The 13391-nt window shown below is 68.5% G+C and carries 17 protein-coding genes; 9 read left to right on the top strand and 8 right to left on the bottom strand.

Translation table 11 applies throughout. From position 1 onward, the window contains the following. Position 1 precedes the first annotated feature (1 nt). On the top strand, positions 2 to 715 hold the full coding sequence (locus A5712_RS10815) for a hypothetical protein (protein ID WP_068104316.1): 714 nt from the start codon (positions 2 to 4) through the stop codon (positions 713 to 715). Here the strand turns inward: A5712_RS10815 and A5712_RS10820 are convergent. Both A5712_RS10820 and A5712_RS10825 read right to left on the bottom strand, forming a co-directional pair. After that, the gene (locus A5712_RS10820; RefSeq protein WP_068104318.1) at positions 664 to 1674 is read right to left on the bottom strand and encodes a nitronate monooxygenase family protein; all 1011 of its coding nucleotides are present in this window, start codon (positions 1672 to 1674) and stop codon (positions 664 to 666) included. The two genes, A5712_RS10815 and A5712_RS10820, sit on opposite strands and share 52 nt — an antisense overlap. Further along, positions 1671 to 2063 (bottom strand): tautomerase family protein, encoded by a 393-nt coding sequence (locus A5712_RS10825; RefSeq protein ID WP_068104320.1) that lies wholly within the window; start codon positions 2061 to 2063, stop codon positions 1671 to 1673. The genes A5712_RS10820 and A5712_RS10825 overlap by 4 nt, the downstream gene beginning before the upstream one ends. A 93-nt stretch (positions 2064 to 2156) precedes the next feature. Between A5712_RS10825 and A5712_RS10830 the strand changes: the two genes are divergently transcribed. Continuing rightward, positions 2157 to 3050: a LysR family transcriptional regulator gene (locus tag A5712_RS10830; protein WP_068104322.1), complete on the top strand. Its 894-nt coding sequence runs from the start codon at positions 2157 to 2159 to the stop codon at positions 3048 to 3050. A 66-nt stretch (positions 3051 to 3116) separates the two neighbouring features. Here the strand turns inward: A5712_RS10830 and A5712_RS10835 are convergent, their stop codons facing one another. Then, entirely contained in the window at positions 3117 to 3971 is an 855-nt protein-coding gene (locus tag A5712_RS10835) for an alpha/beta fold hydrolase (RefSeq protein ID WP_231982096.1), read from the bottom strand. 47 nt (positions 3972 to 4018) lie between these two features. Between A5712_RS10835 and A5712_RS10840 the strand changes: the two genes are divergently transcribed. Together A5712_RS10840 and A5712_RS10845 are read left to right on the top strand one after the other, a co-directional pair. After that, the gene (locus A5712_RS10840; protein ID WP_068104324.1) at positions 4019 to 4351 is read left to right on the top strand and encodes a DUF962 domain-containing protein; all 333 of its coding nucleotides are present in this window, start codon (positions 4019 to 4021) and stop codon (positions 4349 to 4351) included. Continuing rightward, entirely contained in the window at positions 4348 to 4896 is a 549-nt protein-coding gene (locus A5712_RS10845) for a TetR/AcrR family transcriptional regulator (RefSeq protein ID WP_068104325.1), read from the top strand. Before A5712_RS10840 ends, A5712_RS10845 begins: the two co-directional genes overlap by 4 nt. On the opposite strand, the gene A5712_RS10850 is transcribed toward A5712_RS10845, so the two are convergent. Genes A5712_RS10850 through A5712_RS10865 form a run of 4 tightly spaced genes read right to left on the bottom strand, consistent with a single transcriptional unit; the run spans position 4893 to position 7904 of the window. Beyond that, complete coding sequence (locus tag A5712_RS10850) at positions 4893 to 5750, bottom strand: hypothetical protein (RefSeq protein ID WP_068104327.1); 858 nt, start codon at positions 5748 to 5750, stop codon at positions 4893 to 4895. The two genes, A5712_RS10845 and A5712_RS10850, sit on opposite strands and share 4 nt — an antisense overlap. 19 nt (positions 5751 to 5769) lie before the next feature. After that, a complete protein-coding gene (locus A5712_RS10855) occupies positions 5770 to 6369 on the bottom strand; it encodes a YbhB/YbcL family Raf kinase inhibitor-like protein (protein WP_068104328.1) in 600 nt (199 codons plus the stop codon). A gap of 51 nt (positions 6370 to 6420) precedes the next feature. Further along, the gene (locus tag A5712_RS10860) at positions 6421 to 6864 is read right to left on the bottom strand and encodes an SRPBCC family protein (RefSeq protein ID WP_068104330.1); all 444 of its coding nucleotides are present in this window, start codon (positions 6862 to 6864) and stop codon (positions 6421 to 6423) included. A gap of 35 nt (positions 6865 to 6899) precedes the next feature. Next, positions 6900 to 7904 carry a zinc-binding dehydrogenase gene (locus A5712_RS10865; protein ID WP_068104332.1) on the bottom strand — a complete coding sequence of 335 codons (1005 nt, stop codon included), beginning with the start codon at positions 7902 to 7904 and terminating at the stop codon, positions 6900 to 6902. Positions 7905 to 7977: 73 nt separating this feature from the next. On the opposite strand from A5712_RS10865, the gene A5712_RS10870 reads away from it, so the two are divergent. Beyond that, a complete protein-coding gene (locus A5712_RS10870) occupies positions 7978 to 8700 on the top strand; it encodes an MBL fold metallo-hydrolase (RefSeq protein WP_068104334.1) in 723 nt (240 codons plus the stop codon). On the opposite strand, the gene A5712_RS10875 is transcribed toward A5712_RS10870, so the two are convergent. Continuing rightward, entirely contained in the window at positions 8697 to 9071 is a 375-nt protein-coding gene (locus A5712_RS10875) for a hypothetical protein (RefSeq protein ID WP_068104336.1), read from the bottom strand. The genes A5712_RS10870 and A5712_RS10875 overlap by 4 nt on opposite strands. Before the next feature lie 163 nt (positions 9072 to 9234). Here A5712_RS10875 and aceA point away from each other — a divergent pair, with 163 nt between their 5' ends. The 4 genes from aceA to A5712_RS10895 form a co-directional block, all read left to right on the top strand. Beyond that, a complete protein-coding gene (gene aceA / locus A5712_RS10880; RefSeq protein WP_068104338.1) occupies positions 9235 to 11526 on the top strand; it encodes an isocitrate lyase ICL2 in 2292 nt (763 codons plus the stop codon). A 256-nt stretch (positions 11527 to 11782) separates the two neighbouring features. Further along, positions 11783 to 12007 carry a hypothetical protein gene (locus A5712_RS10885; protein ID WP_068104340.1) on the top strand — a complete coding sequence of 75 codons (225 nt, stop codon included), beginning with the start codon at positions 11783 to 11785 and terminating at the stop codon, positions 12005 to 12007. 113 nt (positions 12008 to 12120) lie between these two features. Then, positions 12121 to 12510 carry a hypothetical protein gene (locus A5712_RS31330; protein WP_068104342.1) on the top strand — a complete coding sequence of 130 codons (390 nt, stop codon included), beginning with the start codon at positions 12121 to 12123 and terminating at the stop codon, positions 12508 to 12510. 151 nt (positions 12511 to 12661) lie between these two features. Next, the coding region (locus A5712_RS10895) for an LLM class flavin-dependent oxidoreductase (RefSeq protein WP_156766510.1) at positions 12662 to 13391 on the top strand (730 nt) is incomplete at its 3' end.

The raw sequence follows: 13391 nt of genomic DNA on the forward strand, positions 1-13391 counted from the left end.
AGTGCTGTTTCTTCACGAGACCCACAAGGTGGTCGGCTCTCGGCAGGAGGAATTCGAAGCGGCCTACCGCGACGGCTGGATGCCCATGCTGGCCAAGGGGGACGACGCCCGGCTGCTCTGGTACACCAACCACGCCCACGGCTCCGGGCTGTCCTACAACGTCGTCACCATCACCGCAATCAGCGACGGCGCGGCGTGGGAGAGCCTGGTCCGGCGTGCCCAGAGCGGCGACCTTCGGCCGTGGATGCGCGAGCTGGACACGCTGCGCCACGAGGTCACGGGCAAGATGCTGCTGCCCGTCTCCTGGTCACCGCTGCAGACGGTCGACCTGGCCAGCGTGCCCACCGATGGCGCGACTCATCCGCTGAGCCTGTTCATGGAGGACACCGGCTGGCCCTCCGCCCCGCTCGACGACTACATCCGCATGTGGGACGAGATCTACTACCGGGTGCTTTCCAAAGCCCCACGCGGGATGCGCATCCTGGACATCCAGGCGTGCTTCCAGGTCGCGCATGGGAGCTATCGTCGGCGAGAAGCCATGCTGTGGCAGAAGATTGAAGACGCCAACGACTATGCGGCGCTCGTGCACCTGCTGACTACCGAGACCCCGCCCGAGCACCGCGCGCCGGGCAGCTATATGTACGAGGCCCTGAAGTACCGCGATCAGTGGCAGAGCCGGCTGCTGCGCACGTCGAGCTGGTCACCCCTGTACTGAGTACCGCAGAGAATCTTGCCGGCCTCGCCGACCATGTCACGGACGATTTCCGCGGCGGGACGGATTTCGCGGACGAGTCCGACCGCCTCGCCGATGATGATGGCCGCGGTGTTGAAATCCTCTGCGGCCGTTGCCCTTTGGAAGGCTTCGACCGCCTCCGCGAGCGAACCTGAGAGCTGTTCCTCGTGGCCGTGCCAGGTGTCGAGGAAGGGGTTGCCCAGCGCCCGGACCGTGTATTCGGCGGGCCAATCCAGCTGCCGCACAAGGTCATAGACCCGGGTGCGGACGGTCTCATCGCCGCTCGCTCCGATGACGCGTTGCTGGGCCCGCGCAGACACCGGCGCTTCGGCGGATGCCCAGAACCTGGTGCCCACGAGCGCACCGTCGGCGCCCAGCGCCAGCGCCGCGGCCAGGCCGCGGCCGTCGGCGACGCCGCCGGCTGCCACCACCAGAGTTTCGGGCGAGCGCGCGGCGACGAGGTCGACGACGTCGGGCACCAGCGTGAAGGTGGAGCGGCCGGTCATTCCGTGCCCGCCGGCCTCGCTGCCCTGGGCCACCACGATTTCCGCGCCGGCGTCGAGGGCCTCGCGCGCGTGGTCGAGGTTCTGCACTTGGACGGTGAGCGGCACGCCGGCCGAGCGGATGCGGTCGGCGAACGGCCGAAGTTCACCGAACGACAGCATGATGGTGGCCGGTTGCCGCGCCAACACCTCGTCGAGCAGTCCGGGGTTGCCGGCCAGCCTCCAGGTGATGAACCCGGCTCCCACCCGCGTCCCGGCGGCACGGTCGAATTCGGTTTGCAGCCATGCCGCGTCGCCGTAGCCTCCGCCGATGAGGCCGAGCCCGCCGGCCGCCGTCACCGCCGCCGCCAGCCGGCCCCCCGAAACCATCGCCATCGGAGCCAGCAGGATCGGGTGTTCGATGCCGAAAAATTCCGTGAGTCGGGTGATGAGCGTCATGCCAGCTCCCCGGTGAGGAACTGGGCCCGTCCGTATCCGAAAGACCAGTCCTCGTCCCCGTTTTCGGTGATCGAGACGATCACGTCGGCCGGGTCGACCCCGCACCCCTCGGACAGGTTGGTCACCAGCAGTTCGTAGAACTTCTCCTTCATCGCGCGCGTGCGGCGCCGGCTCACCACGTGCACGATCACTTGCCCCGCCGAGCGGGCGATGCCGAGACCGGTGTCCCATGCGACGATCTCGTGGGCCGGATGCGTGTGCACCACCTGGTAGCGGTCGCGCGGCGGCACCCCGAACGCCTCGACAACGGTGGCGTGGACGGCGTCCAGGAGGGCCCGAAGCTCCTCCGGCGTGCGGCCCTCGATGAGGTCGATGTACAGCAGCGGCATTGTGGCTCCTTTAGTCCTCGGTCTGCTTACGACGCTAGGCCCGCCGAAAGCCGCTGTGAAATGCCCGATGTAATCGATCTATGCTTGCCAGACATGGGCGGTTTGGACGGCGGCCGGGTCGAGTTGCGCCACCTCCGGGTGTTCGAGGCGGTGGCGCGGCTCAAGTCGTTCACGCAGGCCGCGGACGAGCTCCGCATCACCCAACCGGCGCTGAGCCGCACCATTCAACAGTTGGAGGACGCACTGGGGGTGACGCTGCTGGACCGCAGTTCGCGGCACGTCGAGACGACGCAGGCCGGCCGAACGTTCCTCGACCATGTCGAACGCGTCCTCGCGGAGCTGGAACGCGGGTTCGGCGCGGTGCGGCAGCAGGCAGTCATCCGCCTCGGGTTCAGCTGGTTGCTGCCCGACCCGTGGGCGCAGGACACCCTCGCCCGCTTCGAGCGCGCCACCGGGACCTCGGTCGGGCTGGTCCGCACGGACGACGCGCTGGGCGCGGTGCAGCAGCGAAAGGTCGACGTCGCCGTCGTGCGCGGCCGGCTCGCGGCGGCGGGCCTGCGCGTCGTGCACCTGTTCAACGAGGCTCGAGTCGCGGTGTGCTCGGTGCATTCGGCGCTGGCGGACCGATCGGAATTGGACTGGGCCGAGGTGCCGCGGTGGCCGTTGGTCGTCAACACCACCAGCGGCACCACCGGCCCGTGGTCCTGGGCCACCGGCGCCGGGCCCGAAACCATCGTGGAGACAGCGAATTTCGACGAGTGGATCGAATCCGTCGCGGCCGATCGCGGCCTCGGCGTGATCCCCGACGTCGCCGTCCGGCGCAACATCCACCCCGGGGTGCGCTTCATCCCGCTGCGGGGAGCACCCCCGAGCCCGGTGGCGCTGGTGTTTCTGCCGCGCGGCCGCAACGCCGCGCTGCGCCGCTTCGTCGAGGCGGCCGTCGAGAGCGCGCAGGGGTTATCGGGACCTCCCGTTCGCGAAACTTAAAGGAGCGTCACGTTTCTCGGCGTGTCGTCGCAGCCGGCGCAGTGTCGCGGCACGGTCACGCGCCGGTCACCTCCGCAGGCTGACCGATTCCAGGAACGGCTCGGCGACGGCGAGAAAGCCGCCGGGGTCCGACGAAAATACCACGTGACCGGTGTCGAGGATCTCCAGCCGGGACCCGGCGATGGCGTCATGGGTCGCGCGACCCGCACGCAGCGGTATGGCGATGTCCTTCTTGCCCCACACGATCAGCGTCGGCACGGACAGCTCACCCGCGCGGCCGCGCAGGTCGTGCTGGGGCGTGGCGAAGCTGCGCCACAGCGCCGCTCCGATGCGGACGCCCTCGGGCGTTTTCGCCACCGCGGTCGCGCGCTCGACGATGCGCCGGTCGTCGTCGGTTTTGGCCTTCATGTATCCGCGGACGAAGAGCGGGGCGGCCCGCCGGAACAGCGCCGGCGTGCCGAGCACGCGGCAGAAGCCGCGGACCGCCGGATTCAAGGGCACGAAGCCGCCCGTGTTGACCAGGACGAGACCTGCGACGCACACGGGGTGAGTGATCGCCAGCCGCGCGGCGGCAAACCCGCCGACCGAGTTCCCGATGAACACGGCGCCCGACACGCCCAGGCCCTCGACGACGTCCTCCAGCACGTCGGCGAACAGCGGCGCGCTGGCCACCATGGGGGACTCGATCGGATCGGACTCGCCGTGCCCGGGCCAGTCCACCGCGATGGTGCGGTAGTTGCGAGCAAGCGTCTCGACGATCGGGTCGAAGTCGTGTCGGTCGTGCAGCGTGGCATGAAGCAGCAAAACGGTTGGGCCACTGCCGGATTCGTGGTAGGCCACGCGCCCCGCCCGGGTTTGAACAATCGCCATGGAGGTTCCTCTCGCCAGGTTGACCGACTTGTTGACCGACTGGTCGGTCATCGCCTACGCTATAACGAGAAGACCTCCGTGACAAGAAGGGACCCGCGATGCCAGCCCCGCCGCCCGAAGCGCCGTTCGCCGACAAGATGGCCTACTACCGAACCCAGCACACCTCGAGGGGGGTACGGACAACGCACCTGATCGGCACGCCGATCATCGCGGCCGGCCTCCCGTTGGTGTGGGCCAAGCCGAGGGTCGGTGCCGCGATGTTCGTCGGCGGGTGGGCCCTGCAGATCATCGGGCATCGGGTGTTCGAAAAGAACCTCCCGTCGACCCACAAGGGGTGGATCACCTATCAACTCACCGGTGTGATCCACGTCTGCGAGCAGTACGGCGAGATGCTGGCGCGCCGCAGCCAGCGCAGGGCGGCCGCGCGATGAGATCGCCTGAGCCGGGACGCAATGCGCTGTTGGACGCGGGGCAGCGGCTGCTGGGAACGGCCGACCTGGCCCGGATCTCGGTCAACGCGATCGTCGCCGAGGCCGGCATGGCGAAGGGCAGCTTCTATCAGCATTGGCCCAGCCGTTCGGAATACGTGCGGGCACTGCACGCCCGGTTCCACGACGACCTGCAGGACTCGATCGCCGCCGCCGGCGCCGACCTGCCGCCCGGCCGTGAGCGGCTCGAGGCGGGGATGAACGCCTACCTCGACGGCTGTCTGGCCGAGCCGGCCACCAAGGCGTTGCTCGTGCAGTCACGCACCGAGGCCGGGCTGAGCGACTTGGTGGCCGCCCGCAACGAAAGTGCGGCCGCGCAGATCGTGCCCGATCTCGTCGCGCTCGGCTGGGCGTCCCCGGAACCGGTCGCGGCGTTGCTCGTCGCGGCGGTCGCGGAGATCGCCCTGATCGAACTGGCCGCCGGCAGGCGCGACAAACGGCTGCGCCGCGGGCTAATTCGGCTCGCCACCCGGACACCGGCGGACTAGGAGGGCTTGCAGGCGGGCTCCAGGTTCAGGGTCGGCCCGCCCGATTGCAGCGACAGCAGGTACAGGTAGGTCGCGAGCGAATGTTCGCACCCCACCGAGTATTTGACCAGAACCTTCGGTGGCAGCGGCAGCAACCGGATCGGGTTCAGCCAGGTCGGATTGAGCACGTGTTCGTAATCGACGGTGGGAGGCAGGGCGGTGACGATGTCCAACCGGTTCGCGATGCGAAACGAGTTCTTCACCACCTGGTCGAAGGTGGCGGCGAACAGCGAATCCCCGGTGCGCGGACTGGCATACGTGTAGACGGCGGGAACGGCGAAGGTCGTGTTGGCCGCCAAATCGAGCGCCAGCAGCGTCGCCAGGGCTCCGCCCAGGCTGTGCCCGCAGATCGTCACGGAGTCGACGGCTTGCGGGAACGAAAGATTCGCGAGCGCGTCGACCACCTTTGGCGAACCCGGTTGGGCCCCGGTGCGCAGCGACTCGTACATGTCGGTGAAGCCGTCCTCCGTGTGCCCTGCTCCCGTCAGGAAAGGGCATGGCACCAAACCGAATTCGACGTCGTGGATCCATTCCAGCCACCCTTCGGTGCCGCGGATCGCGATCGCCACGTTGCCGGTCTTGTTTTCCTGGCAGATGAGCCCGATGGAGACCTCGTCGTCGGCGCGGGCCGGATTCATGTCGGTCGCCAGGTCGTTGGCGTAGATCGTCGTGACCACGGTGTAGTCGACGCCGCCGGCGCTCAGGGCCTGCCCGGCCCTGTTCGTCAAGTCGCCGGGCGATGTCGCGTAGATCGCGGCGACGAGCTGGCCGAATTGTATTGCCCGCGTTACATCTAACGTCGGTTGTGCCGGCATGGCGCCCCCGCTTGGGTCATCAGCCTTCGAAGGTTCCGGTGAACTGTGCCTGTCCGTGTCCGGTTGTGGCCTGGGTAATCGCCTGCGCCGCTTGGGCACCGGCCAGTCCCGCGGGGAGCTGGTAGGTGGCGGGGAGCTGGTAGAGGGTGAACCGGTAGTGGTGCACCCCGGTGCCCGCGGGCGGGCAGGGCCCGCTGTAGCCGGCCTGCCCGGCCGAGTTCGGCAGGCTGCTGGCGCCGGCGGGGATCTGGCCGTCCGCGGTGCTTCCGGGACCGGGCGGAATTCCGACGACGATCCAGTGGACGTAGGGTCCGCGCGGCGCGTCCGGGTCGTCGACCACCAGCGCCCCGCCCAACGGCGCCGACCACGTCAAGGGCGGCGCGACATTGGCTCCCTTGCAGGTGTATTGCGCGGGGATGGGTGCGCCGTCGGGGAACGCGGGACTGCTGATCGTCACCGGCCCGGTTCCCGGCGCTTCGGCGACCGTCCGGCCGAGGGTTGTCACCTTGGGTGTCTGCGGGGCCGTCGAATGGCTGCCGCCCTGGCCGCCGCAGCCGGCGAGCGTGACGAGGAGCGCCAGCCCGGCGGTGACCGGCGCGAAGCGGTGAAGCGATTCCATACAGGACAGTGTCGCTCGCCGACGGTCGGTCGGGAAGGACTCGTTTCGAACCTACTTGCCGCCCTTGACCTCGAGCACGCGCTTGCGCAGGCCGTCGGTCGCGGTTTCCATCAGGCCCTTGGCCCCCCGCTTGACCAGGAACCCCGGCACCGGGGCGGCAAGGTCCACGGTCAGATCGAAACGCACGCGGGTGGAATCGCCGTCGGGGGTCAGGGTGTAGCGGCCCTCCTGCGCGCGCTGCTGTTTGGAGCTCTGAAGCGTCCAGCCCACTCCGTCGTCGTGAACGGAGTAGTCGAGCACCTGCTCGTCGCTGACGCCGACGATTTTCACCGTTTGCCGCGATTTGCTCGGATGGCCGTCGGCGTCGCGTTCCAGGATTTCGACCTTCTTGTGAAACGAGGACCACTCGGTCAAGGACTCGAGGTCGAACAGCACGTCCATGATTTCGTCGGGCGTCGCGTCGATGACGACTTCGCGGGAATCGGTGATAGCCATGACGGATTAGATAGCCATTGTCGCGGTGCTAAAACTCACGGCACCAGCACCACCTTGCCGATGTTCTCCCGGGCCGCCAGGATCCGGTGCGCTTCCGGCGCCCGGGCGAACGGGACCGCGGCATGGACGACGGGAGCGATGGTGCCGTCGTCGAGGGCCTTGGCCAGGGGAGTGATCCACGGCTCGAGTGTGCCGCGGTCGTCCCACAGCCGCAGCATGTTGATCCCGATCACGGCCTTCGACTCCGAGAGCTGGTCGAGCAGGTTGAAACCGCGCAGCATCGCCACGGCGTGCGGCGCGGCGGCGCGCAGCGAGCGCTTCTCGCCGTGTTGCATGTTCGAAATCCCATAGCCCACAAGCCTTCCGCCCGGGCGGAGCAGCGCGTAGGACCGGCGCAGCGACGTGCCGCCGAGCGCGTCGAGCACCAGGTCGTAAGGGCCCAGGCCCTTCCACCAGCCGTCGCGGCGGTAGTCGATGGCCCGGTCGACGCCCAGCTCGATCAGCTTGGCGTGCTTTGCGGGCGACGCGGTCCCGTGCACCTCGGCCCCGGCCGCCTTGGCGAACTGGACGGCCGCAATGCCCACCCCGCCGGCCGCCGCGTGCACCAGCACCCGCTCGCCGGCGCGCAGCGACCCGTAACCATGCAACGCCGCCCAGGCGGTCGCGTAGTTCACCGGGACGGCGGCGCCCTGTTCGAAAGTCAACGTATCCGGCAGCGGGACGGAATCGCTCACCGCCACGTTGACCACCTCGGCGTAGCCGCCAAATCGCGTGCCCGCCAACACGCGTTCGCCCACCCGGTCGGGGTCGACGCCGTCGCCGACGGCCTCGACCATCCCGGCGACCTCGTAGCCGACCACCGCCGGCAGCTTCGGCGCGTCCGGATACAAGCCGACCCGGGCCAGGTGGTCGGCGAAGTTGACCCCGGCCGCCCGCACCGCGACCCGCAACTGCCCGGGGCCCGGTGGCGGCGGGTCCGGCCGCTCCTGGACCCGCAGGACCGACGGGTCGCCGTGCTTGGTGATGACGACTGCGCGCATCGGGTGATGGTCGCACACGGTGCCGGGCGCCTCACGCCCGCGCGCTGGCCCCGACGGGGCTACCGTCCTTCTTGTGCACTTCGCCTGGGAACGACTGACCGACACGGTCCATCGCTGCCGGCTGGCGTTCTGCGACGTGACGGTCGGGCTGGTGCAGGGCGCCGGCGGAGCGCTGATCATCGACACCGGAACCACCCTCGCCGAGGCGGCCGCCATCCACGCCGACGCGCGACGGCTCACCGGGCGCGATGTGACCCACGTCGTGCTCACACACAAGCACTTCGACCATGTCCTGGGTTGCTCGGCATTCGGTGACGCCGAAATCCACTGCACGCCTGAGGTTGTCGAATATTTGACGTCGGGCACCGGTCACCTTCGCGCACACGCGCTGAGTTACGGCGCGAATGCCGCCGAAGTCGATCGCGCGATTTCGGCGCTAAAGCCACCCCGGCGCGGTCTATACGAAGCCGCGATCAACCTCGGCGACCGCACCGTCACGGTGACGCACCCGGGGCGCGGCCACACATCGGCCGACCTGGTCGTGGTGGCGCCCGCCCGCGACGGTGGCGGCGACCCGGTCGTGCTGTTCACCGGTGACCTGGTCGAGGAATCCGCCGACCCGTACATCGACGCCGACTCCGATCTGGCGGCCTGGCCGGACACCCTGGATCGGGTGCTCGAGATCGGCGGGCCCCACGCCGTCTATGTCCCGGGCCACGGAAAGACTGTCGACGCGAAGTTCGTCCGCCGGCAGCGGGATTGGTTGAAGAAGCGCGCGCTCTCGGCACCCGGTTAGGCGCGGGCGGTTGTGCAGGCGGCGATCAGGGCGTCCGGATCGGTCACGCTGACCCACAACGAGCGCAGTGTCACCGACCGGACCCACACCTTCGCCCGTACCGGGGGCTCGATCGTCAATGCGACCAGGCCCTTGCCCGAGCCGTTGACCAGCCAGCGTCCTCCCGCGTAGTGCACGCCCCAGGCGAACACGCGCTCGCTGGCGGGTTCTGCCTTGGTGATCGAGGCCAGTGGGATGTCGGCCTCGAACGCCCAGCCCATCTTGACGTGCAGGACGCCCGCGTCCAACCGGATTTCGCTGTGGCGGGGGCCCAGCCCGACCGCAGCCGCGAGGGGAAGGTACCAACGCTCGAAGCGCAAGCTCGTCTGCACGGTGGGGAGACTACCGATCGCCGACGCGCTTTGCTGGGCATTGTGTGCCCGGAGTACGGCGCGGCCACAGTTGCGGCTCGGGACTATTTACCCCTGATTCAACCGCCGTGTCCGGGGATAAACTCACGGTCAGCGAATTCGTGCTGAAGAGGAGCGAAACCCCATGGCCATCATCGAAACGGACACCGAGGTCCGCACGCCGTTCGAGCAGGACGTCGAGGCTACGCAGCGGTACTTCGAGAGTTCGCGCTTTGCCCGGATCACGCGCCTGTACACGGCCCGCCAAGTCGCGGAGCAGCGCGGCACGATTGCGACCGACTACACGGTGGCGCGGGAAGCGGCGGCGGCGTTTTACGACCGGCTGCGCGAGCTCTTCGCGGCGAAGAAAAGCATCACGACGTTCGGCCCGTATTCGCCGGGCCAGGCGGTCAGCATGAAGCGGATGGGCATCGAGGGGATCTACCTCGGCGGCTGGGCGACCTCGGCCAAGGGCTCCACCACCGAAGACCCGGGACCCGACCTCGCCAGTTACCCGTTGAGCCAGGTGCCCGACGACGCGGCCGTGCTGGTGCGCGCGCTCCTCACCGCCGACCGCAATCAGCAGTACCTGCGCCGGAACATGAGCGAACAGCAGCGGGCCACGTCACCGGAGTACGACTACCGGCCCTTCATCATCGCCGACGCCGACACCGGCCACGGCGGTGACCCGCACGTGCGCAACCTGATCCGACGCTTCGTGGAGGTCGGCGTGCCCGGCTACCACATCGAGGACCAGCGCCCGGGCACCAAGAAGTGCGGCCATCAGGGCGGCAAGGTCCTGGTGCCGTCGGACGAACAGATCAAGCGCCTCAACGCCGCCCGCTTCCAGCTCGACGTGATGCGGGTGCCCGGCATCATCGTCGCGCGCACCGACGCCGAGGCGGCCAACCTGATCGACAGCCGCGCCGACGAGCGCGACCAGCCGTTCCTGCTCGGTGCCACCAACCTGAAGATTCCGTCCTACAAGGCGTGCTTCCTGGCGCTGGTTCGGCGCTTCTACGAGCTGGGAGTCAAGGAACTCAACGGCCACCTCCTCTACGCCATGTCCGACGCCGAGTACGCCAACGCCACGGCGTGGCTTGAGCGCCAAGGCATTCAGGGCGTGATCTCCGATGCCGTCAACACCTGGCGGGAGAACGGCAAGCAATCGATCGACGACCTCTTCGACCAGGTCGAGTCGCGGTTCGTCGCGGCCTGGGAGGACGACGCCGGGCTGATGACCTACGCCGAGGCCGTGGCGGAGGTCCTCGCGTTCGGGGAGAGCGAGGAGGAGGAGCCCAAGAGCATGCGCCCCGAGGAGTGGCGCCAGTTCGCCGAGCACGCGTCGCTCTACGAGGCCAAGGAGAAGGCCAAAGAATTGGGCGTCGACTCGCCATGGGACTGCGAGCTGGCAAAGACGCCGGAGGGCTACTACCAGATCCGCGGCGGCATTCCGTACGCGATCGCGAAGTCGCTCGCCGCGGCGCCGTTCGCCGACATCCTCTGGATGGAGACCAAGACAGCCGACCTCGCCGACGCCCGGCAGTTCGCCGACGCCATCCACGCCAAGTTCCCCGAGCAGATGCTGGCGTACAACCTCTCGCCGTCGTTCAACTGGGACACCACCGGAATGACCGACGAGGAGATGAAGCAGTTCCCCGTCGAGCTGGGGAAGATGGGCTTCGTCTTCAACTTCATCACCTACGGCGGGCACCAGATCGACGGCGTCGCCGCCGAAGAGTTCGCCACCGCCCTGAGGCAGGACGGCATGCTTGCGCTCGCGCGCTTGCAGCGCAAGATGCGCCTCGTCGAATCGCCGTACCGCACACCGCAAACCCTGGTGGGCGGACCGCGCAGCGACGCCGCCCTGGCCGCGTCCTCGGGACGCACCGCGACCACCAAGGCGATGGGCAAGGGCTCGACCCAGCACCAGCACCTCGTCCAGACCGAAGTGCCGAAGAAGCTGCTCGAGGAATGGCTGACGTTGTGGAGCGAGCACTACCAGCTCGGGGAAAAGCTCCGCGTGCAGCTGCGGCCACGCCGCGCCGGCTCGGACGTACTGGTGCTGGGGATCCACGGCAACGGCGACGAGCAGCTCGCCAACGTCGTCTTCGATCCCATCAAGGACCGCCACGGCCGCAGCATCCTCACGGTGCGCGATCAGAACACGTTCGCCGAGAAGCTGCGCCAAAAGCGCCTGATGACCCTCATCCACCTCTGGCTGGTGCACCGCTTCAAGGCCGACGCGGTGTACTACGTGACGCCCACCGAGGACAACCTGTATCAGACCTCAAAGATGAAGTCGCACGGCATCTTCAGCGAGGTCAATCAGGAGGTGGGCGAGATCATCGTCGCCGAGGTAAACCACCCGCGGATCGAGGAGCTGCTGAAGCCCGACCGCGTGGCGCTGCGCAGGCTGATCACCAAGGAAGACTAGGCGTAGGAAGACTAGGCGTCCGCGACGGGTGACGTCGCGAACCGTTTGCTGATCTTGTCGCGGCCTGTGCCGGGCTCACGTCGTCGCGCCCATTGACCCTCGCGACGGCCCGCCCACTCGGCCGGCTCCGCCTGAAGCCTGTTGTCCGGGCACCCCCACGCAGTGTTATACGCCTTGAAAACTCTTCCTTGTAGCAATAGTTGCACATGCGTATGATTAGCCATAGCGAGCGATCCTGCGAGGAGAGGATGGACCCATGAAGGCACAGGTTAAGAAGGCAATCGCGGTGTTCGGCGGCACGGCCGTCCTCGCTGCGACCATCGGATTGGGCGGCGCCAGCCCCTCGGCCACTGCGTCGTCGCCGACGCCGCACCCGGCGCCCAGCGCGACCGTGGCCCACCCGGGCGCGACCGCTCTCGCGGGCGGCAGCGGCGTGCACATCGCCACTCTCACCGCCTGCGTTTCCGGCCTCGACTGCTAAGCCGACCAAGTTCCCCACCGTCAGCGCTCCAACTCGTTTGTGCACCCGCGCGCCCGGGTACGGAGAAGTGGACCGCAGCTACCGCGGCGCGAGTGGAGAGTGGGGATTTGGTGATGAGATCTGGGGCTAGGAATGCCGTAGCGCTGTTCGGCGGCGCGGCAATGCTCGTGTTCGCAGTCGGATGTGGCGGCGGCAATAAGGGGCCGAGCAGCAGCAGCACGACGCCATCGACCACCACTACTACGACCAGCGTGGTGCCCGCGCCGTCCACGGCGCCGGGCGGCCCGACTGGCGGCGGCGGTCCGGGCGGCGGGGGCGGCGGGGTGCCCGGCGGCCCGACCGGCGGCGGCGGTCCCGGCGGCGGCGGTGGCGGCGTTCCCGGCGGCCCGACCGGCGGCGGCGGTCCCGGCGGCGGGGGCGGCAGCATCCCAGGTGTCGGTGGCGGCGGCGGCGGACCGGGCGGCGGCGGCGGTTGCGTCGGCAACATCTGCGGCGGCTACTAATACACCGGTTACGGCGAAGACTTGCTCCCAAGCCGGTGGGGTCATGTGAATCTGGCCCCGCCGGCTGAGCAATATCTGGGGTCGTGCTTTTGACCTAACCTTGGGCGGCTTGAGTTATGGTTCTCCGCAACTCGACCGCAAGGGGACCCCAATGGCCAAGCTCAGGTTTGGATATTTCATCGCCCCGTTCCACCGGGCCGGCACGAATCCGACGCTGGCCCTGCAGCGCGACCTGGAGTTCGTCGAACACCTCGACGCCGTCGGCTTCGACGAGGCGTGGATCGGCGAACATCATTCGGCGGGCAGCGAGATCATCAGCTCCCCGGAAGTCTTCATCGCCGCGGCCGCGGAACGCGCCAAGCGCATTCGCTTTGGCACCGGGGTCATTTCGCTCGCCTATCACAACCCGCTTTGGGTCGCCGACCGGTTGATGCTGCTCGATCACCTCACGCATGGGCGCATCATCGGCGGAATGGGACCCGGCTCATTGCCGACGGATTCCGCGATGATCGGGCTCAACCCCACTGACACGCGCGAGCTTCTGGAAACCAACCTCGACATCGTCGTCCGGCTGCTGGCCGGGGAGACCGTGAGCGCGAAAACGGCCACGCATCAGCTCTTTGACGCCAAGTTGCAGCTGGCCCCCTACTCGGACGGCGGGATCCCGCTTGCGGTCGCCGCGGTCGCCTCGCCGACCGGCGCGCGGCTGGCCGGCAAGCACGGCATCGGGCTGTTGTCCATCGGGGCGACGCTGATCGTCGAGGGCTTCGACGCGCTGTCCTATCACTGGGGCATCGTCGAGGAGCGCGCCGCGGCCTTCGGGACGCAGGTCGACCGCAAGGACTGGAGCCTGGTCGGCCCGATGCACATCGCCGAGACGG

It is taken from the genome of Mycobacterium sp. E2327 (genome assembly GCF_001672675.1).
Classification (GTDB): domain Bacteria; phylum Actinomycetota; class Actinomycetes; order Mycobacteriales; family Mycobacteriaceae; genus Mycobacterium.

Coding starts and splice junctions, on each gene's coding strand:
- aceA (WP_068104338.1), top strand. CDS start 9,235: ATGGCCATCATCGAAACGGACACCGAGGTCCGCACGCCGTTCGAGCAG.
- A5712_RS10845 (WP_068104325.1), top strand. CDS start 4,348: ATGAGATCGCCTGAGCCGGGACGCAATGCGCTGTTGGACGCGGGGCAG.
- A5712_RS10855 (WP_068104328.1), bottom strand. CDS start 6,369: ATGGAATCGCTTCACCGCTTCGCGCCGGTCACCGCCGGGCTGGCGCTC.
- A5712_RS10830 (WP_068104322.1), top strand. CDS start 2,157: ATGGGCGGTTTGGACGGCGGCCGGGTCGAGTTGCGCCACCTCCGGGTG.
- A5712_RS10885 (WP_068104340.1), top strand. CDS start 11,783: ATGAAGGCACAGGTTAAGAAGGCAATCGCGGTGTTCGGCGGCACGGCC.
- A5712_RS10860 (WP_068104330.1), bottom strand. CDS start 6,864: ATGGCTATCACCGATTCCCGCGAAGTCGTCATCGACGCGACGCCCGAC.
- A5712_RS10820 (WP_068104318.1), bottom strand. CDS start 1,674: ATGACGCTCATCACCCGACTCACGGAATTTTTCGGCATCGAACACCCG.
- A5712_RS10850 (WP_068104327.1), bottom strand. CDS start 5,750: ATGCCGGCACAACCGACGTTAGATGTAACGCGGGCAATACAATTCGGC.
- A5712_RS10825 (WP_068104320.1), bottom strand. CDS start 2,063: ATGCCGCTGCTGTACATCGACCTCATCGAGGGCCGCACGCCGGAGGAG.
- A5712_RS10835 (WP_231982096.1), bottom strand. CDS start 3,971: ATGACCGACCAGTCGGTCAACAAGTCGGTCAACCTGGCGAGAGGAACC.
- A5712_RS10865 (WP_068104332.1), bottom strand. CDS start 7,904: ATGCGCGCAGTCGTCATCACCAAGCACGGCGACCCGTCGGTCCTGCGG.
- A5712_RS31330 (WP_068104342.1), top strand. CDS start 12,121: ATGAGATCTGGGGCTAGGAATGCCGTAGCGCTGTTCGGCGGCGCGGCA.
- A5712_RS10840 (WP_068104324.1), top strand. CDS start 4,019: ATGCCAGCCCCGCCGCCCGAAGCGCCGTTCGCCGACAAGATGGCCTAC.